The sequence below is a fragment of the Nocardioides sp. NPDC054178 genome (genome assembly GCF_055585005.1).
Window position 1 is genome coordinate 1,023,090 of the sequence record NZ_JBVJKY010000001.1, and the last position, 24,075, is coordinate 1,047,164.

The following is a 24,075-nucleotide window of genomic DNA, read 5'->3' on the forward strand; positions in this document are numbered from 1 at the left end:
ACCTGGAGTTTGGCTTAGTTTGATTCCAGTCGAGACCGTGGGGGTCGCAATGGCAGCACCGCAGGCGACGTCGGACGCCGAGCCTCAGCTGAGCCGGCGCCGGATCAATCTCATCTTCGGCACCGTGCTCCTCGGCATGCTGCTCGCGGCGCTCGACCAGACGATCGTGTCGACCGCGCTGCCGACGATCGTGGCCGACGTCGGAGGTGCCGGCCATCTGTCGTGGGTGGTGTCGTCCTACCTCCTGGCCGAGACGGTCGCGACCGTGCTCGCCGGCAAGTTCGGCGACCTCTTCGGCCGCAAGCTGATGCTGCAGATCTCCGCCGGGCTCTTCATCCTCGCCTCGGCCGCGTGCGGGTTCGCGACCGACATGGCCTGGCTGATCGGGGCGCGAGCCGTGCAGGGCATCGGTGCCGGCGGCTTGATGGTGACCGCGACGGCGTTGATCGGCGACATCATCCCGCTGCGCGACCGAGGGAAGTACCAGGGCGCCCTCGGGGCGGTCTTCGGTGCCACCACCGTCCTCGGTCCGCTCCTCGGCGGCCTCTTCACCGACCACCTCTCCTGGCGCTGGGCCTTCTACATCAACCTGCCGCTCGGCATCGCCGTGATCGCGATCGCGAGCCTGACGCTGCCGCAGATCGCCCGCGGCAAGCGGCCCTCGATCGACTACCTCGGCATCCTCTTCGTCGGCCTCGGTGCCTCGATGCTGACGCTGGCCGTCAGCTGGGGCGGGACCGAGTACGCCTGGGGGTCGGCGACCATCGTCGGCCTGTTCATCGGCTCGGTGGCGGCCTTCGCGATCTTCGTCTGGGTCGAGTCGCGAGCGGTCTCGCCGATCCTGCCGCTGCGGCTGTTCCGGGACCGGGTGTTCACGGTCAGCGTCGTGCTCTCGTTCATCGTCGGCTTCGCGATGCTCGGAGCGATGACCTACCTGCCGACCTACATGCAGTACGTCCACGGCGTCTCGGCGACGTCGTCCGGGATCCGCACCCTGCCGATGGTCATCGGCCTCCTGGTGACATCAACGCTGGCGGGCTCGATCGTGGGCCGGACGGGCCGCTACAAGATCTTCCCGGTCGCCGGTGCGCTGATCATGGCGCTGGGTCTCTATCTGCTCTCGACCATGGACGCCGACACCAGCACCCTGGTGATGTCGCTCTACCTGCTGATCATGGGCATGGGGGTCGGCCTGAGCATGCAGATCCTGACCATCATCGTGCAGAACACCGCGGCCTACGAGGACCTCGGCGTCGCGACCTCGGGGGTGACCTTCTTCCGGACGATGGGCAGCTCCTTCGGCGCCTCGATCATGGGCACCGTCTACGCCAACCAGCTCGCCGACCGACTCCCCGCCGCCCTCGCCTCGGCCGGAGTCTCCGCGGAGCAGGTCTCGGCCCCGGCGCTTCTCCACGCGCTGCCCGATGCCCAGAGCGCGCCGATCATCGAGGCCTACGCGGAGACGCTCCAGGTCGTCTTCCTCGCCGCGGTCCCCGTCGCCGGGCTGGCGTTCGTGGTCGCGCTGCTCCTCAAGGAGGTGCCGCTGCGGGGCACCTCGAGGGCCGCCGCGACGGACACGGGCGACGGCTTCGCGATGCCCAACTCCTCCGACAGCGCGGTGCGCCTCGATGCCGCCGTCGCCCAGCTGGTGCGCCGGCAGCCGCCGGAGACGTTCACCCGGATCCGGGAGTCGGCGGTCGACCTCGACGCCGCGACCGCGTGGTGCGTACGACAGATCGGGATCCGCGAGTGGGTCGGCGGCGAGGCCTCGCTGGTCGCGATCGGCCACCGCCTCGGGATGCCGGGCGAGGTCCTGGCCCCGGCGTTCGCCTCCGCCGCGGCAGAGGGCTACCTCTACGGCGACGAGACGGCGTACGCGCTGACGGAGGCGGGCCGGGAGGAGCTCGGCAAGCTGGTCGCGGCGTTCAAGGAGTGGCTGGCCACCGAGCTCTCCGACTGGGGTCCCGACGACGCCAAGCTCGACGAGGCGCTCGCCGTGCTCTCCCGCAAGATCGTCGAGGGCGAGCAGGACGGGCGGGTCCCGGCCGGGGCGGCCACCTAGGGCTTTTTACCTTCGGTGTGTTTGAGATCGGCGAAATCGGGTAGGACGAGGGCATGAGTGACGACGACATGCACGTCAATCCCGACGATCTCAGGTCCATCAAGAGCACGCTCGACACCGCCGGCGGAGACTTGTTCAAGCAGGCCAAGCCGTTGCAGAAGACACCTGACGTCGGGGAGTCGTCCTCCGAGGTCGCGACCGCGCTGGCATCGCTGGCGGCGGCCGTCGGAGGGATGGCGGAAGGTCTCGGGAAGCTCAGCGACGGCGTCCAGAACGCTCTCGACCACGCGACCACGGCCGATCAGGCGACCGGCGACGCGGGCCGGCGCCAGGAGCAGAGGGTGAGGGGCAACTGATGCCGCAAGCGATGGACACCAAGGTCTACGGCGACGCCTCCGCGGCGCAGACCGCGGCGGACGCGTGCACGACCGCCAAGGACGCGGTCGGTGACGCGCTCGACGACCTCGGCAAGGCGATCAAGACCGCCGGCTCGTGGAAGGGCCAGGCCGGTGCCGCCTTCGAGTCGAAGGCGGAGCGGCGCAAGAGCGACCTGCGTCAGCTCGAGTCGCGCATCGAGGCCATGGGCAAGGGCCTCTCGACCTTCTCCGGTGACCTCAAAGCGGTCGAGACCAAGATGTCGACGATCCGCACCGAGGCGAGCGGGGCGGGGCTCACTGTCAGCGGCACCATGATCTCGCCGCCGACCGACCCGGGCGAGGACGCCTCCGAGGGCGACGTCAAGGCGCACAACACCAAGGTCGAGAAGTGGAACGACCTGGTCAGCCGGGTCGAGACGGCTCGGAAGGACGAGGACAACGCCCACGAGGACCTCGGCAAGGCGATCTCGAAGTCGACCGGCGACGGTTGGATCGAGGACCGCCTCGAAGACCTGGGCCTGCTGCCGAAGGACTTCTCCGACGGCATGCAGATCGGTGCGTACGCTCTGGGGCTGGCCGGTCTGGGTGCGGGTGCCGGTGTCGACTGGATGGTGAAGAGTCGTTACGGCACGTTCCAGCCGCGGGTGAACGGCCGGTTCGCCAGTCCGTCGAGCCTGACGAAGCTGGAGCGCGCCGCGAAGGTGCTCAACGACAAGAACTGGCATGCGAAGGCCAACAAGGCAGCCGTACGCGGCAAGTGGCTGACCGCGGGCAAGTGGGCGACCCGGGCCGGCTGGGTGGTCACCGCCGGCACCTCGGCCTGGGAGCAGTGGCAGAAGGACGCCGACGACCCGTCGCTGTCGACCACGGAGCGGGTGAGCCGCACGGTCAGCACCTCGGCGATCACCACCGCGGGTGCCGCGGGCGGAGCCTGGGCCGGAGCCCAGGCCGGTGCCGCGATCGGGAGCATCTTCCCCGGTCCGGGCACGGTCATCGGAGGTGTCGTCGGAGGCGTGATCGGTGGTGCGATCGGCTCCGGCCTGGCAGGCAAGGCCGCCGACTTCGTGGTCGACGAGGCCGGCGAGCTCGGTGAGGCCGTGGTCGACGGGGTCAGCGACTTCGCGGAGGGTGCCGGCGAGGTAGCCTCCGACATCGGCGACGCCATCACCTTCTGGGACTAGGACCACCATGATCTGGGCCGCACTCATCCTCACCGCCGGCGTGATCGGCGCCGGGGTCAGCATCTGGCAACATCTCGGGCTCTCCGCCCGCGCCCGTTCCTGGGCGAGCGCGTGGAACCGGGGCGGTGTGGGCGAGGACGTCGTGCTCATCCACCTGCCCTGCATCTCTGCGCTGGCCATCACCGGCTCGACGGCCTTCGGGCTGGTGCCTGAGCAGACCGCGGCCTGGACGATCATCGGCGGGCTCTTCCTGCTCACCTGCCTCGTCTACCCGCTGCTGGTCATCGTGCCCACCCCGTCGTTCATCAAGCCGAAGTGGTATCGCGAGTCGCGCCCGAAGAAGAAGCGCACCGCGGGAAAGAAGTGACCGTGTCGGATCAGCAGACGACCCTGACGCTCCCCGAAGGCTGGGAGATCGTCGAGCCACCCGAGGGCGTACGCCTCCTGGCGCTCGCGCCGGAGAGCGGCACCTTCCGCTCCAACCTCACGGTGACCGCCCAGACCAACGGCGACCTGGGGTTCCGCGACTGGCAGGTCGGCTCCGAGATGGCGTTCACCGAGATGATGCCGGGCTACACCCCGATCGACCTCGAGCGCCTCACGATCGCGGGGCAGGAGGCGGGTCGGCGGCTGGCGATGTACGACGGGCCGGGCGACTCCGCGCTGACCATGGAGCAGTGGTTCGTAGCGATCGACGGAATCGGCCACACCCTGACCGCTACCGTGCTGACCAGCGACTATGCGGCCTGGGCTGCCCAGATCGATGCCGCTGCCGCGACCTGGAGCCCGGCGTGAGCGCGGCGGCGGAGGTCGTCTGGATGCTCGCCGGTCCGGGCGGACGCCTCGAGCACCGTGCTGCGGTCGGCCCCGCGGGCATCCACCTCGAGCTCGGCGTCGACGGCACCCGTACGCAGCCCCTCGACCTTCCGCGAGGTCACCTGGTCCCGAGCCTGGTGCGCACGCTGAAGATCCGCCCGGTCAAGGGCGCGGCCGGGTCGGTGCGGCCGTTCCCGACCGTGCGGATGGCCGAGCTGCTGGGCGAGGACCAGGAAGCCCGCGACGAGGTCCTGGCCGAGATCGGCGCCCGCACCGCCTGGTCGATCGCGGTCGGCTCGTGGCAGCTGACCGGCATCAACGGCCCCGACGGCGTCCATCTCGCGCTGGGGGACACGCTCACCCCGATGACCAACACCGCCTTCTACCGGATGCTCTGTCAGCAGCTCGGCGCCTACTGATCCCTGGTGAGGGAGAGGGTCGCGAAGTCGGCGCCGAGGATGCGGAAGGCGTCGACGAGGAGCCCGGCGACGAGCGCTGCCTCGCGTTGGGGCACCGTCCGCCAGTAGTGCGGCAACCCCGGGGCCGGCGCGATCGGGTCGGTCTCCGCGGGGGTCAGCCAGCCGGCCGCGCGAAGCGCCTCGTGCTGCTCGACGGAGGCCTCCCAGGTGCCACCGATGTGCTGCGTACCGGCGAACTCGGCGGAGAGCACCCCGTCCACGCACAGGACCTGGCCCCAGCGTGAGGGCGCCGAGGAGCGGGACGCCTTCGACCTGAGCCGGGCCAGCAGGCCCGTCGGCTCCGGTGCGGGCGGCGCGGGCTCGCTGATGATGACGAACTCCTGCTGCCCGAGGCCGGCGAGCTCGGAGGCGATCCGGTCCTGCCACTGCGTTGCGTTCACCGGTCCATCCAACCAGGGCAGGGAGGGCACCGGCGAGCAGCGTTACCGGCGCGTTCACGCGCACAGGGTTGTCACACGATCGCGGCACTGGTTGCATCTGTGCACCCCCATCCCCCCACTCACCAGGGACCCCACATGACTCTCGGGAAACGACTCACGCGCCAGCTCGCTCTCGCGCTTCCGATCGCCGCACTCCTCTCCCTCGTCCCGGCGGCCGCCTGGGCCGCCCCGCCCCCGGCGCTGCCGGCCTCGGCCCCGGAGGCCGATCGCACCTGGCAGCCGGCCCTCGACTTCGACACCGACGGCTGTTACAGCACCCCGGCGATCGGGCCGGACGGGACGCTCAACGGCGGCCTGGCGATGGGCGGCACGGTCAACGGCCAGTGCCGCGACCTCTCCGACCTGCAGAGCACCAACGTCTACTCGCGCTCGAAGTGCAACAACGGCTGGTGTGCGTACCTCTACGGCTACTACTTCGAGAAGGACCAGGTCTCCTGGGGCCCCGGCTCGGCCGGCCACCGGCACGATTGGGAGCACATCATCGTGTGGGTCCAGGACGGCCACGCCCGCTACATGTCGGTCTCCCAGCACTCCGGCTACCAGATCAAGCCCGAGTCGGAGCTGCAGTTCGAGGGCGGTACGCACCCCAAGGCCGTCTATCACAAGGACGGAGGGAGCACCCACTGCTTCCGCTTCCCCAAGACCGGTGGCGGAGACGAGCCGCCCGAGAACCACGAGGGCGTCTGGCAGGTCAAGGGCCTGGTCGGCTGGGACAACTACCCGGCCGGCATCCGCGACCGTCTCGTCGCGGCCGACTTCGGTGCCGCCACCTTCAAGCTCACCGATGCGCGCTTCGGCGGCACACTGGCGAACGGGAAGCCGGCCGGGGTCTCCCTCGACCCCTACGCCTGAGCCGGCCGGCCTCCCGTTCGCGCAGGTCAGGTGGCCTGGGCGAAGTCGAACAGCGCGATCGGAGCCGAGGTCGGCTCGTCCGAGCCTCCCTCCGGCTCGACGGTGATCCCGGCTGCGCTCGCGTCGCCGGCATCGCCCTCGAGGACGACGGTCTGGTCGCTGCCGGCGGGCATCAGGCCGGCGGGGACCATGACGTCGTCGTGCTGGAGCCAGAGCTCGTAGACCTTGCCGTCAGGTGCGGCCGGCATGTCGGAGGTGACCAGCACGGCCCTGTTCTCCGAGACCGAGCGGACCACCCGGGCCCGGGCGTCACCGGGAAGGTCGACGGCCACGGTCGTCGCGTCCTTCGCGCTCAGCACCCGCTCCGCGGTCGACATGGTCTGGCTGGAGTCGTCGCGGACCAGCTCGACGACCGTGACCGCACCGGTGCCGACGACGGCCAGCACCGCGGCCGCGGCGGCGAACGTACGCCACCCGAACCGTCGATGCCCGGACGAGGCGGCCGATGGGTCAGGAGCGACCTCGCGGATCGCCGTTGTCTCGGGCGGAAGCGGCCGGATCTCCTTGATGCCGGCGAGCAGACGGTCGCGCAGCTCCGGCGGCGGAGCGGTGTCGGTCATGCTGCTGAGCTGCCAGGCGCTCTCACGCAGGCTGGCGACCTCGTCGCGGCAGTCCGCGCACACGGCGAGATGCTCCTCGAACCGGACGCGCTCGAGATCGTCGAGGGCGTCGACGGCGTAGGCGCCGGAGAGGGCGTGAATATCGTGCGCGTTCATCGGCTCACTCCCATCGCGTCGCGCAACCGGATCAGTCCGTCGCGGATCCGGGTCTTTGCAGTGCCTATCGGCAGATCGAGCATGGCGGCGACCTCAGTGTGGGTGTAACCACCGAAGTACGCCAGCATGAGGGCCTCACGTTGGACCGCCGTCAGGGTCTCGAGGGCGATGTGGACGCGGCGAGCCTCCAAGGAGATCTCCACGGCCTCGGCCGTCGTGTCATGGGGCGGGGTCTGGGTGGTGCCGTGGTAGGCCGTGTCGTTACGGCCGGCGGACTCCGCGGATCGGACCCTGTCGACGGCACGACGATGGGCCAGGGTGAGCAGCCACGAATGGGCGCTGCCCAGGTTCTCGTCGTACCGGCTGGCGTTGCGCCACACCTGGAGAAACGTCTCCTGGGTGACCTCCTCGGCCTGAGCCGGGTCACGCACCACCCGTAGCACCAGTCCGTGCACACGGGCGGAGGTCGCGTCGTAGAGGGCGGCGAAGGCGGCCTCGTCGCCTCGGGCGATGCGACGAAGGAGGCCGGCAAGCTCCGGGGACCCCGCTCCCTCCGGCGACGAGTCGCCGGAGGGAACTGAGCTGAGCGGTCTCATGTATCGATCCTCGCGGATATCCGGTCCGATGTCCCGATCAGGGCATCAGGACGGTGTCGACGACGTACACCGTGGCGTTGGCGGTCGGGATGTTGCCGCACAGCACCTTGGCGTTCTCCTTGCCGACGGTGAACTCCTCGTCCGAACCCTCCACGGTGATCGTGTCACCGGCCAGGGTCTCGTGCTCACCGGCGACCTCGTCCGGGCCGAGCTGCCCGGCCACCACGTGGTGGGTGAGGACCTTGGTCAGCGTCTCCTTGTCGGCCAGGACGGCGTCCAGGTCGGCCTTCGGGATCTTGGCGAAGGCGTCGTCGGTCGGGGCGAAGACGGTCAGCGCGTCGGCGCTGTTGAGGGTGTCGACGAGCTCGGCCTGGCCCACGGCCGAGACCAGCGTCTTGAGCAGCGGGTTCGCGCTCGCCGCGGAGGCGACCGGTGCCGTCGACATGCCGTTGAACGAACCGGCGCCGTCGGCGGGGATCAGCTTGCAGCCCTCACCGAAGGTCTGCGCACCGGCCTCCATGTCCTCCTCGGGCGCCGCCTCGGACGACTCGGAGGTGCTGGACCCGGCGTCGCTTCCGGACGCGGTGTCCTCGGAACCACATGCCGAGAGACCGAGACCCAGCAGAAGCGCCATGGACGCGGCGACGCTGCCGGTACGGGTGATCGTGTTGAGCTTCATTTGGGAGAGCCTTTCGAGGGTTGGTCTCTTGCTGTCATGAGGGCTTCGGCACGGTCGTCAGTTCGGATTTCGTCTTTTTTCACTCGGTGACGGTGACGACGATTTCCTGGATGCCGCTGGACCCGTCGGGGAACGGGGTGGCCCGGTCGGTGCTCTGCACGTTGCCGTCGCGATCGGTGACCCTCACCGCCAGCTGGTGGCTCCCGGGCTGGGCGTCCCAGGGCAGGAACCACTGGCGCCAGTAGTCGATCCCGGCATCCGGGCCGAGCTCGGCCGGCTGCCAGCGGCCGCCGTCGATGCGTACGTCGATCCGGTCGACGCCGTGGTGCTGGGCCCAGGCGACGCCGCCGATCACGGTGCGACCGGCGGGGATGTTGCTCAGCGGGCGGGGCGTGTCGATCCGGCTGGACAGCTTGATCGGGGCATCGATGGCCCAGTCGCGGTCGGTCCAGTAGGCGGTGGCCTCGTCGTAGCGGGTCAGGGTCAGCCGGGTGACCCACTTGGTGGCACCGACGTACCCGTAGAGCCCGGGCACCACCAGCCTGGCCGGGAAGCCGTGGGTGCGGGGGAGGACCTCGCCGTTCATGCCGAGGGCGACCAGCGCGTCGCGGCCGTCCATCGCGGCCGCGAGCGGGGTGCTGATCGTGAAGCCCTCGACGTCGGTCGAGAGGATCTGGTCGGCGTTCTCGCCGACGCCGGCCTCCTCGAGCAGCTCCTTGAGAGGTACGCCGGTCCAGCGCGCCGCGCCGACGAGCTTGCCGCCGACCTCGTTGGAGACGCAGGTCAGGGTGATGTCGTGCTCGACGTTCTCGCGTTCGCGCAGGTCGTCGTAGCTGAAGGTCAGCTCGCGCTCGACGTCACCGTCGATGGTCAGCGACCAGCTGTTCTGGTCGACGATCGGGATGGCCAGCTTGGTGTCGACCCGGTAGAAGTCGCGGTTGCGGGTGACGAACCGGGAGATCCCCTGGTGGGTCTCCTCCAGCCCCGCCGGCAGCGCCGGCAACGGGTCGCGGACCGGCGGCAGCATGATGTCGGCGAGCGCCGTACGGCCGCGCACGATCAGCTGCCCGCCGGTCGCGGCCGCGGCGGAGAGCACGGCCAGGGCCCCGAACCCGATCAGCACGCTGCGGCGGGTGGCGGTGCCGTCGCTCGGGTCTTCGCTCGCGGCGCGGTGGCTCGGCGGGCGCTCAGCGGTCAGGGCGCGGGTCAGCAGCACCAGCACGGCAGGTCCGAGGACGAGCGCCACCAGCGTGGGCAGGAGGTCGGTGATCTCGAAGAGCGGCAGGCGGGCCACCGCGGCTCCGGCGAGCAGGACCAGGCCCGCCATGAGCCCGACGCCGAGTCTCAGCCGGCGGCGGGCCACGACGCCGATCACGGCGGCGAACCCGATCGTGACCAGCAGCACGCTGCCGATCAGGATCGGCTTGTCGGCACTGCCGAGCTCGCGTACCGCCCACTCCTTGACCGGGGTGGGCGTCGCGTCGATGACCGCGGTGCTGACCGCGAGCGCGGGGGACGAGGCCGGCGTGAGCAGCGCGGCCGTCAGATGTGCGGCGGACATTCCGGCCACCCCGGCGAGCACGCCGGCGGCGGCGTGGGCGAGGGTATGGCGATCCAGGTGTCTCATAGCGGGGATTCGCGCCCGCCCCCGGATCGGATTTCAGCGAGCGGCCCGCCGATCGATTCAGTCGGAGTCGCGCATCTTGGCGAGCCTGGCCCGCAGGCCGGGCGCCCGGTGCGCGTTGGCGCGCAGCTCGACGTAGGCGTCGCCGTAGACCCACAGCAGCGCGTCGTCGAGCCGGCGCACGGCACCCGGCGGGTAGCGGTAGTCCATCCGCGCCATCAGGGTCTCCTCGTCGACCGAGCGCAACGCCTCGCCGAGCTCGGTCAGCGAGGTGATGCCCAGCTCGAGGATGACGCCGGAGATCCACCCGTAGTGGTCGGTGCGCGACCAGCCGGCGTCGGAGTACTGCCCGGCGAGGAACGCCGCCAGCTCACGCGGGCTGATGCGCGGGTCGTCGTCGAGGGCCTCCGCGCTGGCGGCGGTCCCGCCCTCCCGGAGCCGGTCCCGGATCGTGGAGAACTCACGGTCGGCGAGCTCGAGCAGGCCGGCAGCGAGCGTGAACCGGCGGTCGAAGTCGGGCACGTGCTCGCTGGGGATGGTGCCCTTGTAGCGGATGTCGTGCTCGAACTCGGCCCACGCGTGCTGCAGCACGGTGCGGATCTGGATCTGCGCCTGGCGGCCCCGCAACAGCTCGTACGCCGCCTGGCCCTCGCGCGCGGGGTCGAGACTGACCAGCAGGTGGCGGCTGGCGTAGCCGAACCGGCCCTCGCTCGCGGTCTCCTCGCCCATGTCACGGTCGTCGTGGACGACCACCTGGTCGTCGAGGAGGTCGGCGACGGCCTGGACGTCGCTGTGGACGTAGGTGATCACCCGCAGCCCGCTCTGGTCGGTGATCTGGCGCAGCGGGTCGGTGAAGACCTGCCGTCCGTCGACGGTGCGAGCCGCCTTGGCCGCGAACGACGCGACCGACTTCGCGCGAGAGGTCACGGTGAGGTAGTTGATGCCCGCGTCGTCGAGGAGCGAGGTCATCAGCTGTACGTACTGGTCGGCCGCCTCCTGCAGCGTCGGCTGGATCGCGGCGTACTCCCGGACCGCGGCTCCGGTGTCGTGGATCCTCGCCACGGCCCGCCCGCGCGGTGTCGGGCGGAGGTCGTCGGGCAGCGTCGGGGTGACGATGTAGCCGGTGGCGAAGTCGCCGTAGGTGGTGGTGCGGTCCGGTGCCCGGGTCGCGAACAGGCCGATGTAGGCGCACAGCACCGCATCGACCTGGTCCTCGACCACGCGCAGCTCGCTCTTGCGTACCGCATTCTCGGCGGCCTTGCGCAGGGCCTGCCAGGACGGGTTGTCGAGCAGCAGCGGCGGGTCGGCGCTCGCGAGACCCTCCAGGAGGCCGAGCAGCATGATCAGCTCGGCGCGGAGCTGGTCGATGTCACGGCCCGACTTCTGCTTGTACTTCAGCGTCCGGCCCAGTCGGAAGAGCGCCACCGTCGCGGGGTGGGGGTAGACCTCGATCGCCCGGCGCCGCCGGCCGGACTGCGGGTTCATGTCGAGCCCGAGCCGCGCTGCGATCCGGGCGCCGCGAGGCTGCTCGCTGAACTCCGGCTTGCTGGTGTTGGAGGGGTGCGCGCCGGCGTCGAAGCGAGCGAAGTCCTTGTTGAGCGCGGCCTCGGCCGGCCGGTTCCCGGTGGGGTTGGTGACGATCAGGGGAGCATCGATCGCGACGAGACAGTCGCCGTCGACGTACGGCTCCATGGCCGCGACGATCTCATCGTCGGTCGTGGCCGCGCTGAAGTGGACGAGGCGGCCCTCCTCGTCCAGGACGGCCACGCCCGTGGGCCTGCGCGCGCCCCAGGCGAGGTCGACTCCGATGAAGTGCATGAGGCCAGACTGCCCGTCCGCGCGGCGCTGGCCTAACCCCTGCGGTCGTCAGCGGGTCGCCTGGACGATCGTGATCGGCCCGAACCTGTGCTCGATGTGGTCGATCTCGCGGGCGTCGGTGAACCCGGCGGCGGTCAGCAGGCCGACGATCCCGTTGTCGAGGTTGCGCTCGGTGTAGCTGTTCATGCCGCGGTGCTGGTGGCCCTCGTGGCCATGGCCGTGGTCGGGGGCGCCGAAGTCGACGATGGTGACCCGCCCGCCGGGCTTCAGGATCCGGTGGGCCTCGCGTCCGAACCCCTCGCGTCCGGCGTCGTCCACGTGGTGCAGCGCGAGCGAGGAGACGACGTGGTCGACGCTGCCGTCCTCGGGCAGCAGCCGGTCGGCGTACCCCTGCACCAGCGAGAGACGTACGCCTCGCCGACCCGCCTTCCGAGCGGCCATCCGCAGCGCGCCCGCGTCGGGGTCGTGCCCGGTGACAACGGCGCCGGGGACGGCGCGGAGCACCGCGAAGGAGAGGTTGGCGGTGCCGCAGCCGACGTCGAGCACGCTCTGGCCGGACTCGATGCCGGCGAGCTCGACGGTCCGCTCGTGGAGGGCGCCCACGCGGGCGAACCGGGTGAAGAGGTCGTAGAGGGGCAGGAGCCAGGGGCGGCCCATGCCGGGGAGGAAGTCGCGGCCCTGATCGCTCTCGGCGCGGCCGTCGATGATCTGTATCGTCATATCTCTACAATGGGACATTCTGCGGATATGCGGTGGGAGGGAAGTAGGCAGCGATGGGACGTTCTTCAGATCTGAGCCCGGACCGGGTGCGCTCGGTGCGTACGGTGCGTGCCGACGGCACCCCCGTCTATCGCTGGGAGCAGAGCCCCGGCATGCCGGCGGTCCGGGTCGTCCCGCTCGATCCCGACTGCGACGGCGAGCACCTGCCTCCCGACAACCGCCACGCCCACGACTTCTGGGTGCTGGCCTACGTCGAGCGCGGCGGCGGCGCCGTCGGCCTCGACGGCAAGCAGGTGGCGCTGCGCGACGGCGAGGTCCACGCGGTCGCTCCCGGCGAGGTCGTGGCCGCCGAGTCGCTCGCCGAGCTCACCCACGCGCGAGCCTGGTCGGTGGCCTTCACCCCCGACGCCATCCCCTCCCTCGCCTCCATCTCCCCGCTCACCTGGGCCCACCACCCGCTCCTGGCCCTCTTCGCCGCCGACGGCCGCCGCGCACTGGTGCCCGAGGCCGAGCGCCCACGCTGGCAGGCGCTGCTGGCCGATCTGGCTGAGGAGCTACGCCACCCCGAACGCCTCGGCGCCCACGACGCCGTCACCGCGATCCTCACCAACCTCCTGGTCGCCTCAGCCCGTCTAGCCCCGAGCGCCCCCATCGCCCCCGACCCGCTGGTCAGCCGCGTCTTCGACGAGATCGAGAGGACGTACGCCACCAAGGTCTCCGCCGGCGACCTAGCCCGCACGCTGGGCTACACCCCCGGCCACCTCACCACCGTCATCCGCCAACGCACCGGCCGGACCCTCCTCGACTGGCTCACCGAGCGCCGCCTCACCGAAGCCCGCCGCCTCCTCCGCGAGACCGACCTCCCGCTCTCGGTCATCTCCACCCGCACCGGCCTCACCGACCCGGGCTACCTCGTCCGCCGCTTCAAGTCCCGCTACGGCACCACCCCCGACCGCTGGCGCCGGGAAGCTTAGGTCCTGGCTTGCGCCGTTGGTCCCAGGTCGCGCCGGTGCTGGGCCATACCCCATTTGAAGGATCAGTGTGCGAGGAGCGGACGGACGATGCTCGCGTGGGTAGCGTTTCGTTCGATGAATCTGAACGGAGCGGCTGATGGCTGAAGTTTCCGACCAGAACGGCGTTTCGCTCGAGACCCTCGGGGGTCATCTGCAGCGGATGACGATGGAGGCCATTCGCAACGGAGTCGGTCCGATCACAGGTGCCAGTGCCTACGCGGACGACCGTCTCGAAAGAGTTCGGGCCTCTCGAATCGCACGCGGACTTGACCGATCAAACGACGACAGTGCCGCAGGCGAGAACGCGGAAACGGTATCCGGTCGCGAAGCTGCAATACAGAGGATCGTCCGGGAATCCGTCGTCGCAGCTGGAACCCAAGGCTTTGTCACCGGTCTCGGCGGGTTTGTGGCGATGCCGGTGACCCTCCCGGCAAACCTCGCGGGAAGCATGATCATCAACGCGCGGATGGTCGGGGCCATCGCACATCTGCGTGGCTACGACCTGGAGGACCCGCACACCCAAGCGGTCATGATGCTCACCATTGCAGGGTCGAGCGTTCAGGCAACTGCCTCGGCAGTCGGTGTGAAGGTCGGCGCGGCCTTCGCCAAACAAGCGATCGCTGCTGTTCCGATGACCGTGATCAAGCAGATCAACAAGAGAGCTGGGGTCTACTTGATCGCCAAGTACGGCACCAAACGGTCGGTGCTGACTCTCAGCAGAGCAGTCCCGGGAATCGGCGGCTTGGTCGGAGGATCGGTGGACGCCGCGTTTACGCGAACGATCGGCCGCACCGCGATGACCTTGTTTTCAGCGGACTGAACTTTCTACGGTCTGCAGCCCATTCCACGGAAGGCTTTTGGCATGCCGTTCGACGATGATCTACTGCATCTACTCACTGAGAACCTCACCGTCGGTGAAGCGATATACACGCTGGGCTCGCAGCACCCGAACTGGATCGTCAGAATTGGGCCTGAGGGGATCTACGTCGAGACCGATCGTTCGAAAGAGCGGGGCGCTGACCCCGAGCTTGTCCCTGCCGAGATGGTGACGAAGGCGTGGCAACGTCTGACCGTTCGGCATGTACTCACAAACAGGGAGCTTGTCGCCACCGACGGTCTCAACGTGAAGCGCTCCTCCTTCGTCTGTGCCGCTCTGGCTCACCTCCCTGGTGTCGTCGTCTCATCGACCAGGCCGATTACGATCACCTACCGACCCTGACGGCCCGAGAACCTCGAGCGCCGCAGCGCGAGCACCGCGACCGCCTGTGGGAACGGACTGATGGATGATCGGTGCCGTCCACAGCCGGACTTGCCGGTCATGTCGAGCACGGTAGTCAGGTCAGGCCGTTTCAGCCCGTCTCAGGACTTGTAAGCCTTGATGAGTTCCTCGACGAAGGCGAGGTGCGGGCTCGTCGAGTCATCGACGACCACGATCGCGGTCCCGAGTTGTCCGCGGGACAGCGCGATGTGACTCATGATCCGACTGTTCCGGATGTGATGCTCGGCGCCGCTGACACCGTTGGCGAAGTCGAGCAAGATGACGCGAGATGCCTCGATTCCTCGGGATGAGTGAATTGTCGTCAGCCGCACGTGGTCTTCGGGAACGACGGTGTCGCGGCCTGTTCCCGCGATCTGGTCGTGGACAGGAACGCCGAGCATCGCGAGGGCTTCTCTGGCCCATTTCGGTTCAGCCGACTTGGTGTCGCCTCGCGCACAGATGATGGCCAGGTCCCTGCGTTTACCTTCAGAAGCCAACAGCTCCAACGCGGAGCTGAAGATCGCCGCGTATGCGTGCAGCTTCGCCTGCCGCCAGTCGCCAGCGGGTGGCAGAGTGACACGAATGACCTCCGGTAACTCTCCTCCCGGCGTCATCTGGGTCCCGGTGAGCGCGAGCATCTCCGACCCGCTGTCATCTGGTGGATTGATCGGGTGCTTCTCCACCCAGTCCGGGATCGAGCCCAGATCTGGCGAGTTCTCGAACACGGCCTGTGCAACGAGGTAGCTCGCGGAAGCGTTTCGATAATTGCGGCGAAGGATCTCGACGGTGCCTTCGTCACGAGCGGCAGCCAGAAACTTCGGCGGCTCGCCGGCTCGGTTCGCCGGACCATAGAGCTCTTGACCGGGACCGTCGGCGATGAACCATTCTGCGTCGTTAGAAGCGAGCTGCTCGAGGAATTCGAACGCATCGTCGGCCATGTCCTGGCCCTCGTCGATACAGACGGTGTTGAACATGCCGGTGAAGCCAGACAGGTCGTCACCCAGTTGTTTGCGCAGTTCGTCGACATGCGTGATCACGATCCGGCGATCGACTGCTTCGCCGAGCCGCTGGCTCTCCATGACACCTCTCAGAGTGGATGCCAACACTCTGTTGAAGCAAGTGAACAGCACTGCCCTTCCTGCGCGAGCATGTGCCACAGCGATCTCCTGAAGCCGTACGGTCTTTCCGGTCCCGGGGGCGCCACGGAAGGCGGTCGGTGGTCGCCGGCCGGGTTCGAGGTACTTCCGGCTGACCGAAGACGGAGAAGCGACTTGTCGGCGTAGAACGCCGCCCCGCTCCTGATCCGCTTGGCTCGATACAGACGTCGGCGCCGGCTTGATCAGATCCGTGAACCTCGCCATCTGGTCGGCGGTTGGCACCGGGTTCTTGGCGCCGCGTCCCCGTGCCGGGGTGGACCGGATCGTCTGGAGGCGCAGCGCCAACGCTGCAGTGGACTCCAGGTCTTCGGCGAAGATCAGACTCTCGGCATGCAGCTCGATCTGTGGGTCGTCGAATCTCGTGACGAATGCCCTGCGACTGATCCGCGGAAAGGCCGCTGTCATGAGGAAGAACGGCGTCCGGGCTCCGGGGAACCTGCTGAGGTAGTTGCGGAGATCGAGGGTTGCAAGACTGATCTGCTCGACCGGGTGAGGTCCCGACCGGCCTTTGATGCGACAGAACTTGAGGCCGTACTCCTCGATCATGTCGAGCCCGACGCCCTTCACTTCTATCGTGAACAGCCCAACCGATGGCCAGTGAAGGATGGTGTCGATGTCCGCGACACCTTGCAGGTAGTCGACATTGCCCCAGACCGCGCTCCCTGACGTCCCCAGATCGACCAGGCGCTCGATGAACAGTCGTTCGGCGACATGGCCTTTCTCGTCCGGAAGGGTGGTGTGGAGTTCAGCAGGCATGGCAAAGGCTCCAATGCGAGGGCCGAGACGCCATCGCACACTAATTGACCCAGGCGTGCGCCTGCTGGCCATCCGCGCCCCAGGTTGCGCCCATACCTCAGATTGAGGATGGCTGGCCGTCGACGGTGTCGATTTCGTCCTGACTTGTCGGTGCAGACCGTTACAGTCGACGACTGTGACTGGGGTCGATATCGCGCTAACAATGACGGAGGGTGACAGCATCGTCACCGACGTCCCAGAGCTCGGGCAGATTGTGACGGTACGCGGCAGCAATTGGGCCGTGACGGACGTGAACCAGCAGGGGCTGGGCCGCAGCAGCGCCGACGACGCAGTGCAGCATCTACAACACGCCGTGACCCTCCAATCGGTCGACGAGGATCGCCTCGGCCACGAGTTGCGGGTGGTCTGGGAGCTGGAGCAGGGCCGCAGCGCGCGAGCCCACCGTGGTCTGCCGACTGACATCGACCCGACCCGGTTCGACGATCTGAACAAGCTCGCAGCGTTCATCGACGCGCTGCGATGGGGTGCGATCACCAGCGCCGATGACGGCACCGTGCAGGCGCCGTTCCGCAGCGGAGCAAACGTCGAGCCCTATCAGCTGGAGCCACTCAAACGAGCCCTCGCCAACCCGCGGGCCAACCTCCTGCTCGCGGATGATGTCGGCCTGGGCAAGACCATCGAGGCCGGCCTGGTGATCCAGGAGCTGTTCCTTCGCCACCGCGCGAGGACAGCGATCGTAGTCTGCCCAGCCGGCCTCGCCTTCAAGTGGCAGGACGAGATGGCGGAGAAGTTCGGCCTGGATTTCAAGGTCGTCAACTCCGAGACCATGCGCGAAGTCCGCCGCACTCACGGCATCCACGCCAACCCGTTCACTCTCTTCCCCCGCATCATCGTCAGCATGGCCTGGCTCCCCGGCCAACGAGCCCAGCGTCAGCTCCGAGACGCGTTCACGACGATCAAGGGCAGGTACGCCTTCGACATCCTCGTCGTCGACGAGGCCCATCATGTGGCACCGAGCAGCCCGGTCCGCACCGACAAGGTGGGCCGTGAACGGCGTGGTTACGCCATCGACTCCCAGCGAACCAGGGCGGTCCGCGAACTCGCCGAGAAAGCCGAGCACAGGCTCTTCCTCAGCGCGACTCCCCACAACGGCTACACCGAGTCGTTCACGGCGCTGCTGGAGATGATCGACCCCCAGCGCTTCGTACGCAGCAACAGAGTCGACGAGAAGGCCCTGAAAGAAGTCGCCGTACGCCGCCTCAAAGCCGACCTCACCGAGGCCAAGGGCTTCAAGCAGCGCAAGGTCGAACCACTCGAGTTCATCCCGTCCGACAGCGAGTCCGAGGCGTACGACCGGCTCCTGGAGTTCACCCGTCGACGCGATCGCGCTGTCGCGACCAGCGGCGACTCGAACTCGGCCAAAGACATGGCGACCTTGCTGCTCAAGAAGCGGTTCTTCTCATCGCCGGCGGCGTTCGCGCGCACGGTCGACGTCTACATGGACACCCGGTCCAGGGGTCTCGACGTCGACTTCGAGGCCGATTACGACCAGGTGCTCGGCCAAGATGCCGACGAGCTCGAAGAGGGAAGGGTCGATCAGCCCGAGTTGCAGACCCTTCAGCAGACGAAGAAGGCGTTGCCGAAGCTCTCCGAGGCCGACCTCGCCGATCTGAGCTGGCTCAGCAGTTGGGGTCACCGCTACGACTCGAGGGCAGATACCCGACTCGAGCGGCTCATCGATTACATCGAAGCCCAGCTCCGCATCAACGGCACGTGGAACAACGAGCGACTGGTCGTCTTCACGGAGTACGTCGACACCCTCACCTGGATTCGCGAACTGCTGCGCCAACGAGGCTACGAGGACGAGCGGATAGCGGTCATCGACGGCAGCACCGACGCCGAGACGCGCGAGATCACCCGTGCGAAGTTCAACGAGCCTCCGACGAAGACCGACGTCAGGATCCTCCTGGCCACTGATGCCGCCGGAGAGGGCATCGACCTCCAGCACCGCTGTCATCGGCTGGTGAACTTCGACATTCCGTTCAACCCCAACCGCCTCGAGCAGCGTATCGGTCGCATCGATCGCTACGGCCAGACCGAGACGCCTGAGGTCTTCCATTTCACACCCGTCGCCACTGGCGGCAGCGCGCTCGGCAAAGACGTCGAAGAGTTGGCCCGGATCGCCCGCAAGGTCGACCAGATCATGCGCGACCTCGGCTCGGCGAACGAGATCATCGCCCCCGACATCCAGCGCCAGTTCGGCGGCAGCAATGTCGAATCGAAGAAGACGAGAGCCGAGAAGGACCCGATCGCCGACACTTTGAGAGGCGAGCGAATCAAGGACACAGACCTCACCAGACTCGAGCAGGATCTCGCCAGCAGCCGCGAGCGCCTCCACCTCAGACCCGCGAACCTGCATCGAGTCGTCGGCACCGCCTTCGAGCTCGGGCACCTCCCGCCCCTCCAGGCAGTGGGGTCGGACCGAACCGACGTACCCCTCTTCAAGCTCCCCAACCTCGATGCCTCCTGGGAGCCGGTGACACGAGGCCTGGTCACCCGACTCGACCCGACGACACAGCGCGCGATTGCCTTCGACCCGCAGGTGCTCGTCGACGACCCGGACGTCGTCTACATGCACCTCGGCAGTCCGCTCCTGCAGCGCACGACCCGCACCTTGCGCTCCGCCCTCTGGGGTAGCGATCGCTCCCTGGAACGAGTGAGCGCCGTGGTCGTGCCCGACCTCGAGGAGTCGTACGCGGTCGCCGTCACCCGCCTCGTCCTGGTAGGCCGCGCCGGGTTGAGGCTCCACGAGGAGGTCTTCCTCGCCGGCACCCGCTTGGCCAGGCGACAGGTCGTCGGCGAGCACAAGGCAGAGGAGCTCCTCGAGAAGGCGCTCGATCGGATCGACCTGAAACCGGCCCCAAGCCAGGTCAGGCACGATCTGGCGGCCGCCTGGAACGACGAAGGCGAGTCCGGTCTCAGAGCCAGGGTCGAGCAGGCGGTCAAGGATCGATCCGAGCGCCGCCGCAAGGATGTGGAAGGGCAGCTCGAGCATCGCGAGCGAGCTGACCGCACGAGAGTCGACGAGATCTTCGACCGATTCCAGGACACCCTCGTGGAGGCGTTGAAGGAAGCCGAGGCGATCGACGGCGGCCAGCTCGCCCTTTTCGAGGACGAGAAGCGCCAGTCCGAGCGCGACCTCCGGGAAATCCGCAGGCGCATCGACCTGCTCGACGACGAGCGAGCCAGAGAACTGCAAGCGGTGCAGGAACGATATGACGACGTCCGCGCTTGGGAGTTCCCCGCCGCAGTCGTCTTCGCGCTCGCTCCCGCCGACATCGAGAAGGGACTCGACATCCGATGAGGCGATCCGCCAAGCAGACCGTCACCGCCCGTCACCAGGACTGGCTCACCCAGGTCGAGACCGACGGACCCTTCCTCGCGCTCCCGGTGATCAAGGACATCTGGCCCGAGGGCGTGGACCGCCTCAGCGACACCGACGACCGGGCCGTACGTTTCAAGCAGGCGTTCGCCGAATGGCAGCGCGAGCTCGACACCTACGAGCTCGCCGTGAAGACCGAAGAGGCCAAGCAGAGGTACGCCGAGGTCAACCGGGCCTGGATCGACACCGTCCTCGAGCTGGCCGGGTGGGACGCCGATCTGCGCATGGACGTCGAAGACGTCGAGATCCACTCACCCGGCGAGCAGGTGCGCATCCGCCCGACCGGTGCGCTGGAAGGTAGGGGATCAGAGCAGTACGCCGCCCTCCTGCTCGTCTCCGAGCCCACCACCAGTCTTCGCGCCCCCGGCCTGGACGGCTGGAGCGCCCACGAGATCGACCGCATGGCGATGCTCCTGCGCAAGGCCGGCGTCGAGTGCGGCATCGTCACCGACGGCCAGTGGTGGGCACTGGTCTGGGCCAAGGACGGCAAACCCACCGGCTCCGGGATGGTCAACGCCCTGACCTGGGCCGAGGAGCCGCTGCTGCGCGACGCCTTCCTGACCCTGATCGAACAGCGCCGCTTCCGCGCCAAGAACGAGCAGCTACGCCTCCCGCACCTGTTTGCCCGCAGCGAGCTCGAGGCCGAGGAGATCACCGAGGCCCTTGGCACCCAGGTGCGCCGCAGCGTCGAGCTCCTGGTGCAGGCCTTCTCCGAAGCCCGCCTCGAGGCCAAGCGCAACCACGACCCCGACCCGCTGACCGAGAACCCTGACCAGATCTACCAGGCCGCGGTCACGATCATGATGCGGGTGGTCTTCCTGCTCTTCGCCGAGGAGCGCGACATGCTCCCCACCGAGCAGCTCTACTGGGACTCCTACGCCCTACGCGATCTACTCTCCAGTCTTGAGGCTCAGGCGGCCGGCGGCGAAGAACACCTCGATGAGTCGTACGACGCCTGGCACCGCCTCCTCGCCGTCTCCCAGGCCCTCCACGGCGGCGTGAACTATGACGAGATGCGGATGCCCGCCTACGGCGGGTCCCTGCTGGACCCCTCACGCTTCCCCTGGCTCCACGCCACCGACGACCGGGGCCTGCGGCTGAAGGTTTCCGATCGAGTCATGCTGCACGTGCTGAAGTCGGTGCAGACGGTCGTGGTCAAGGGCGAGCGTCGCCACATCTCTTTCCGCGACATCGACGTGGAGCAGATCGGCTACATCTACGAGGGCCTGCTTGGCTACTCGTGTGCCGATGTCCGTGGCGATGTCGTGCTCGGCCTGATCGGGAAAGACGGCCAGGAGCCAGAGATCCCACTCGGCGTGCTGAACAACCTCTACGAGGACAGCGCCGACTCCAAGAAGTTCGCCGCCAAGCTGATCGACTGGGTCAAGAAGAACCAGTCCGCGGCAGCTCCGAAGAGCGCTTCGGTGATCGCCAAAGCGGTCGACAAGGGACCGAGCGAGGACGAGAAGGCAGAGCTCGTACGCCTTCTCACCCCCGTCTCCGCCGGCGCCCCCGATCTCCTGGATTCCCTCATCTTCTGGGGAACCCTGATTCGTCGCGACTTGCGTAACATCCCGATGGTCTTCCCGATCGGTGGCCTGATCGTCGTCGAGACTCCCAGCCGCAAGAACGCCGGCGCCCACTACACCCCGAGGTCCCTGGCTGAAGAGGTCGTACTCCACGCCCTCCAACCCCTCGTCTACGCCCCAGGCCCTCACCAGACCAACGACGAGTCCGAGTGGCGCCTCAGGTCGGCGACCGAGATCCTCGACCTCAAGGTCGCCGACATCGCGGCCGGCTCCGGCGCCTTCCTGGTAGCCGCCGCCCGTTACCTCGCCGACCGGGTCACCGAAGCATGGCAGGCCGAAGGCATGCACGCCACAGACGCCGAACCCGCTGACATTCGCTCCGACGCGTTGCGTGAGGTCATCGCACGCTGTCTCTACGGCGCCGACATCAACCATATGGCAGTCGAGATGTGCAAACTATCGCTGTGGTTGGTCTCCATGGACCGATCCAAGCCGTTCTCATTCGTCGACGACAAGATCTTCTGCGGCAACTCGTTGTTAGGCCTGACCTCGCAAGACCAGCTTGAGTACCTCCACGTCTACCCAGACCCGGTCCGCATGGACAAGCAGATCTTCGTCGACGTACGCCGCAAGCTCGATGAAGCAGTCCGCCTCCGTCGCGAGCTCGCCTCGCCCGTGGATGAGCACAACGCCATGCGCTCCACTCGCGGCAAGGAGCGTTTGCTGGACCAGTCTCGCAGCGTCACCAAGCAGCTCCGCCAGATGGCCGACGGAATCGTCGCCGCCGGTCTCCCGCTCGGAGGCAAGCCGGGCGCGAAGCTCAACGATGCCTACAAGTTCCTGGGCTGGGAGGTCCAGCAAGCCTTCCCGCCCGACGACTCGATCCTCGACGGAGCCGACCTGTACTGGCGTATCGAGGACGGCCTCAAGCCCACCGTCGAGACTGACTACGAGCGCTGGGAGCCGCTCCATTGGGTGGTAGAGCTCCCAGACGTGATGGTCGATCACGGCGGCTTCGACGCTGTGGTCGGCAATCCGCCGTTCTTGGGAGGCAAGAAGATCACGGGCTCCATGGGCGCTGATGTGCGCGAGTGGTTCATCCACGCCCTAGCGAGCGGGGCAAAGGGCAACGCTGACTTGGTCGGCTATTTCTTCTTGAGGGCACACTCGCTGCTCGGCCGTCGTGGGACGCTCGGCCTAATCGCGACCAACACCATTGCCCAGGGTGACACACGCGAGGTTGCTTTAGACCGAATGGATGCCAACGGGTTCACGATCACTCGTGCGATTCAATCACGACCCTGGCCAGCGGAGTCAGCCAACCTCGAATATGCAGCGGTGTGGGGAACTGTCGGACAGATGTCAGACTCTGTGCCCAGAATCGTCGACGACCTGCCGGCTTCAGCGATCTCGCCACTCCTTGAGCCTGCGGGCAGGGTCCGTGGCAACCCAGTCCGCTTGGACGAGAACAAGGAAATCGCGTTCGTTGGGTGCTATGTGCTTGGCATGGGCTTTGTGCTTGAATCAGCCGAAGCCGAACGATGGATCACGGCAGCACCAATGAACTCCGACGTGCTCTTTCCGTACCTTAATGGTGACGATGTGAACTCCCGTCCAGATAGTTCGGCGCTCCGATGGGTAATTGATTTCAACGATTGGACTGACGAGCGGGCGCAGAAGTACTCACTGCCTTGGGAACGGGTCGAATCTGATGTTAGGCCAGAACGGCAGCGCAAGAACCGGGATGGCAGTTACGTTCTCCGTAACCCGCTCCCTCAACGGTGGTGGCAGTACGCGGACAAAAGGCCTGCGATGCGCCGTGCCATATCAGGCCGCAACGAAGTGATCGTGATCGCGCAGGTCAGCAAGACACTGATGCCGGTGCGAGTCGTCAATCGGACGGTCTTCGACGCGAAGTTGATTGTGTTTGCTCTGGACACGCCCAGCGATCAAGCGGTCCTCTCGTGCAACCTGCATCAGGCCTGGGTCATCAAGTATGGAACGACCATGCGAACAGATCCCACATATGTACCAACGCGAGTCTTTGAAACCTTTCCGCGCCCCGAGTCAACGGAGCGTTTGGAGGCGATCGGAAAGACTCTGGACGAGGAGCGCCGCAAGATCATGGTGAGACGTAACCTCGGCCTGACCGCCCTGTACAACCTGGTCAACGATCCAGAGATCGAGAGCGACGAGGACGTAGACCGGATGCGCGAGATCCACGTCGAGGTGGACGAGGCGACGATGGCCGCGTACGGCTGGACCGACGTTCCCCTCGACCACGGCTTCCACACTTACCGCCAGATGGAGCGCTGGACCGTCTCCCCAGCCGCCCGCGTAGAGATCCTCGACCGTCTCCTCTGGCTCAACCACGAGCGCGCCCGCGCCGAAGGCCAAGGCGCCCCCACAACTAAGCGGTGGTGGTGACATGCGCCGCACTGGTCCTGAAGCTGCACGCGAACGGACAGCCATGATGAAAGACCAATTTATGGATGGAGAT

20 protein-coding genes are annotated in these 24,075 nt (G+C 67.6%); 12 read left to right on the forward strand and 8 right to left on the reverse strand.

What is annotated here, in order from left to right:
* Positions 1 to 49: 49 nt before the first annotated feature.
* Genes ACZ6WN_RS04970 through ACZ6WN_RS04995 form a run of 6 tightly spaced genes read left to right on the forward strand, consistent with a single transcriptional unit; the run spans position 50 to position 4,855 of the window.
* The gene (locus ACZ6WN_RS04970; protein WP_465863073.1) at positions 50 to 2,062 is read left to right on the forward strand and encodes an MDR family MFS transporter; all 2,013 of its coding nucleotides are present in this window, start codon (positions 50 to 52) and stop codon (positions 2,060 to 2,062) included.
* Positions 2,063 to 2,115: 53 nt separating this feature from the next.
* Positions 2,116 to 2,418, forward strand: a complete 303-nt coding sequence (locus ACZ6WN_RS04975; protein WP_465863074.1) for a hypothetical protein — start codon at positions 2,116 to 2,118, stop codon at positions 2,416 to 2,418.
* Positions 2,418 to 3,620 (forward strand): WXG100 family type VII secretion target, encoded by a 1,203-nt coding sequence (locus ACZ6WN_RS04980; RefSeq protein WP_465863076.1) that lies wholly within the window; start codon positions 2,418 to 2,420, stop codon positions 3,618 to 3,620. Before ACZ6WN_RS04975 ends, ACZ6WN_RS04980 begins: the two co-directional genes overlap by 1 nt.
* Positions 3,621 to 3,627: 7 nt before the next feature.
* Positions 3,628 to 3,987, forward strand: coding sequence for a hypothetical protein (locus ACZ6WN_RS04985; RefSeq protein ID WP_465863078.1), 360 nt, complete (start codon positions 3,628 to 3,630; stop codon positions 3,985 to 3,987).
* Positions 3,988 to 3,989: 2 nt separating this feature from the next.
* The gene (locus tag ACZ6WN_RS04990) at positions 3,990 to 4,415 is read left to right on the forward strand and encodes a hypothetical protein (protein WP_465863079.1); all 426 of its coding nucleotides are present in this window, start codon (positions 3,990 to 3,992) and stop codon (positions 4,413 to 4,415) included.
* Positions 4,412 to 4,855 carry a hypothetical protein gene (locus tag ACZ6WN_RS04995; RefSeq protein WP_465863080.1) on the forward strand — a complete coding sequence of 148 codons (444 nt, stop codon included), beginning with the start codon at positions 4,412 to 4,414 and terminating at the stop codon, positions 4,853 to 4,855. The genes ACZ6WN_RS04990 and ACZ6WN_RS04995 overlap by 4 nt, the downstream gene beginning before the upstream one ends.
* Here ACZ6WN_RS04995 and ACZ6WN_RS05000 read toward each other — a convergent pair.
* Positions 4,849 to 5,295: a TY-Chap domain-containing protein gene (locus tag ACZ6WN_RS05000; protein ID WP_465863081.1), complete on the reverse strand. Its 447-nt coding sequence runs from the start codon at positions 5,293 to 5,295 to the stop codon at positions 4,849 to 4,851. The genes ACZ6WN_RS04995 and ACZ6WN_RS05000 overlap by 7 nt on opposite strands.
* Before the next feature lie 135 nt (positions 5,296 to 5,430).
* Between ACZ6WN_RS05000 and ACZ6WN_RS05005 the strand changes: the two genes are divergently transcribed.
* On the forward strand, positions 5,431 to 6,207 hold the full coding sequence (locus tag ACZ6WN_RS05005) for an NPP1 family protein (RefSeq protein ID WP_465863083.1): 777 nt from the start codon (positions 5,431 to 5,433) through the stop codon (positions 6,205 to 6,207).
* 26 nt (positions 6,208 to 6,233) lie between these two features.
* Here the strand turns inward: ACZ6WN_RS05005 and ACZ6WN_RS05010 are convergent, their stop codons facing one another.
* The 6 genes from ACZ6WN_RS05010 to ACZ6WN_RS05035 all read right to left on the reverse strand — a co-directional run bounded on the left by ACZ6WN_RS05010 (position 6,234) and on the right by ACZ6WN_RS05035 (position 12,420).
* Positions 6,234 to 6,983 carry an anti-sigma factor gene (locus ACZ6WN_RS05010; RefSeq protein WP_465863084.1) on the reverse strand — a complete coding sequence of 250 codons (750 nt, stop codon included), beginning with the start codon at positions 6,981 to 6,983 and terminating at the stop codon, positions 6,234 to 6,236.
* Positions 6,980 to 7,579 carry an ECF RNA polymerase sigma factor SigK gene (gene sigK, locus ACZ6WN_RS05015; RefSeq protein WP_465863086.1) on the reverse strand — a complete coding sequence of 200 codons (600 nt, stop codon included), beginning with the start codon at positions 7,577 to 7,579 and terminating at the stop codon, positions 6,980 to 6,982. The genes ACZ6WN_RS05010 and sigK overlap by 4 nt, the downstream gene beginning before the upstream one ends.
* Before the next feature lie 37 nt (positions 7,580 to 7,616).
* Positions 7,617 to 8,258: a fasciclin domain-containing protein gene (locus tag ACZ6WN_RS05020; RefSeq protein ID WP_465863087.1), complete on the reverse strand. Its 642-nt coding sequence runs from the start codon at positions 8,256 to 8,258 to the stop codon at positions 7,617 to 7,619.
* Positions 8,259 to 8,337: 79 nt separating this feature from the next.
* Positions 8,338 to 9,885: a molybdopterin-dependent oxidoreductase gene (locus tag ACZ6WN_RS05025; RefSeq protein WP_465863088.1), complete on the reverse strand. Its 1,548-nt coding sequence runs from the start codon at positions 9,883 to 9,885 to the stop codon at positions 8,338 to 8,340.
* A gap of 57 nt (positions 9,886 to 9,942) precedes the next feature.
* Positions 9,943 to 11,700, reverse strand: a complete 1,758-nt coding sequence (locus ACZ6WN_RS05030; protein WP_465863089.1) for a DUF429 domain-containing protein — start codon at positions 11,698 to 11,700, stop codon at positions 9,943 to 9,945.
* Positions 11,701 to 11,748: 48 nt separating this feature from the next.
* The gene (locus ACZ6WN_RS05035; RefSeq protein ID WP_465863090.1) at positions 11,749 to 12,420 is read right to left on the reverse strand and encodes a class I SAM-dependent methyltransferase; all 672 of its coding nucleotides are present in this window, start codon (positions 12,418 to 12,420) and stop codon (positions 11,749 to 11,751) included.
* A gap of 53 nt (positions 12,421 to 12,473) precedes the next feature.
* Here ACZ6WN_RS05035 and ACZ6WN_RS05040 point away from each other — a divergent pair, with 53 nt between their 5' ends.
* From ACZ6WN_RS05040 to ACZ6WN_RS05050, 3 genes are all read left to right on the forward strand, one after another.
* Positions 12,474 to 13,394, forward strand: a complete 921-nt coding sequence (locus ACZ6WN_RS05040; protein WP_465863091.1) for an AraC family transcriptional regulator — start codon at positions 12,474 to 12,476, stop codon at positions 13,392 to 13,394.
* A gap of 136 nt (positions 13,395 to 13,530) precedes the next feature.
* A complete protein-coding gene (locus ACZ6WN_RS05045; RefSeq protein ID WP_465863093.1) occupies positions 13,531 to 14,253 on the forward strand; it encodes an EcsC family protein in 723 nt (240 codons plus the stop codon).
* A 42-nt stretch (positions 14,254 to 14,295) separates the two neighbouring features.
* Entirely contained in the window at positions 14,296 to 14,652 is a 357-nt protein-coding gene (locus ACZ6WN_RS05050; RefSeq protein WP_465863094.1) for a hypothetical protein, read from the forward strand.
* A 140-nt stretch (positions 14,653 to 14,792) separates the two neighbouring features.
* Here ACZ6WN_RS05050 and ACZ6WN_RS05055 read toward each other — a convergent pair whose 3' ends face one another.
* Entirely contained in the window at positions 14,793 to 16,604 is a 1,812-nt protein-coding gene (locus tag ACZ6WN_RS05055) for a DEAD/DEAH box helicase (protein WP_465863095.1), read from the reverse strand.
* Between the two features lie 202 nt (positions 16,605 to 16,806).
* Between ACZ6WN_RS05055 and drmD the strand changes: the two genes are divergently transcribed.
* Both drmD and ACZ6WN_RS05065 read left to right on the forward strand, forming a co-directional pair.
* Positions 16,807 to 19,968 carry a DISARM system SNF2-like helicase DrmD gene (gene drmD, locus ACZ6WN_RS05060; RefSeq protein WP_465863096.1) on the forward strand — a complete coding sequence of 1,054 codons (3,162 nt, stop codon included), beginning with the start codon at positions 16,807 to 16,809 and terminating at the stop codon, positions 19,966 to 19,968.
* Positions 19,965 to 24,002, forward strand: coding sequence for an Eco57I restriction-modification methylase domain-containing protein (locus ACZ6WN_RS05065; protein ID WP_465863097.1), 4,038 nt, complete (start codon positions 19,965 to 19,967; stop codon positions 24,000 to 24,002). The genes drmD and ACZ6WN_RS05065 overlap by 4 nt, the downstream gene beginning before the upstream one ends.
* The last annotated feature ends 73 nt before the right edge of the window (positions 24,003 to 24,075 follow it).

Bases quoted from the DNA above. Each gene is read 5' to 3' on its own strand.
- ACZ6WN_RS05010 (WP_465863084.1), bottom strand. From the start codon at position 6,983: ATGAACGCGCACGATATTCACGCCCTCTCCGGCGCCTACGCCGTCGAC.
- ACZ6WN_RS04985 (WP_465863078.1), top strand. From the start codon at position 3,628: ATGATCTGGGCCGCACTCATCCTCACCGCCGGCGTGATCGGCGCCGGG.
- ACZ6WN_RS05050 (WP_465863094.1), top strand. From the start codon at position 14,296: ATGCCGTTCGACGATGATCTACTGCATCTACTCACTGAGAACCTCACC.
- ACZ6WN_RS05025 (WP_465863088.1), bottom strand. From the start codon at position 9,885: ATGAGACACCTGGATCGCCATACCCTCGCCCACGCCGCCGCCGGCGTG.
- ACZ6WN_RS05035 (WP_465863090.1), bottom strand. From the start codon at position 12,420: ATGACGATACAGATCATCGACGGCCGCGCCGAGAGCGATCAGGGCCGC.
- ACZ6WN_RS05020 (WP_465863087.1), bottom strand. From the start codon at position 8,258: ATGAAGCTCAACACGATCACCCGTACCGGCAGCGTCGCCGCGTCCATG.
- ACZ6WN_RS05030 (WP_465863089.1), bottom strand. From the start codon at position 11,700: ATGCACTTCATCGGAGTCGACCTCGCCTGGGGCGCGCGCAGGCCCACG.
- drmD (WP_465863096.1), top strand. From the start codon at position 16,807: ATGACGGAGGGTGACAGCATCGTCACCGACGTCCCAGAGCTCGGGCAG.
- ACZ6WN_RS05045 (WP_465863093.1), top strand. From the start codon at position 13,531: ATGGCTGAAGTTTCCGACCAGAACGGCGTTTCGCTCGAGACCCTCGGG.
- ACZ6WN_RS05040 (WP_465863091.1), top strand. From the start codon at position 12,474: ATGGGACGTTCTTCAGATCTGAGCCCGGACCGGGTGCGCTCGGTGCGT.
- ACZ6WN_RS05065 (WP_465863097.1), top strand. From the start codon at position 19,965: ATGAGGCGATCCGCCAAGCAGACCGTCACCGCCCGTCACCAGGACTGG.
- ACZ6WN_RS05005 (WP_465863083.1), top strand. From the start codon at position 5,431: ATGACTCTCGGGAAACGACTCACGCGCCAGCTCGCTCTCGCGCTTCCG.
- ACZ6WN_RS04980 (WP_465863076.1), top strand. From the start codon at position 2,418: ATGCCGCAAGCGATGGACACCAAGGTCTACGGCGACGCCTCCGCGGCG.
- ACZ6WN_RS05055 (WP_465863095.1), bottom strand. From the start codon at position 16,604: ATGCCTGCTGAACTCCACACCACCCTTCCGGACGAGAAAGGCCATGTC.
- ACZ6WN_RS04970 (WP_465863073.1), top strand. From the start codon at position 50: ATGGCAGCACCGCAGGCGACGTCGGACGCCGAGCCTCAGCTGAGCCGG.
- sigK (WP_465863086.1), bottom strand. From the start codon at position 7,579: ATGAGACCGCTCAGCTCAGTTCCCTCCGGCGACTCGTCGCCGGAGGGA.
- ACZ6WN_RS04975 (WP_465863074.1), top strand. From the start codon at position 2,116: ATGAGTGACGACGACATGCACGTCAATCCCGACGATCTCAGGTCCATC.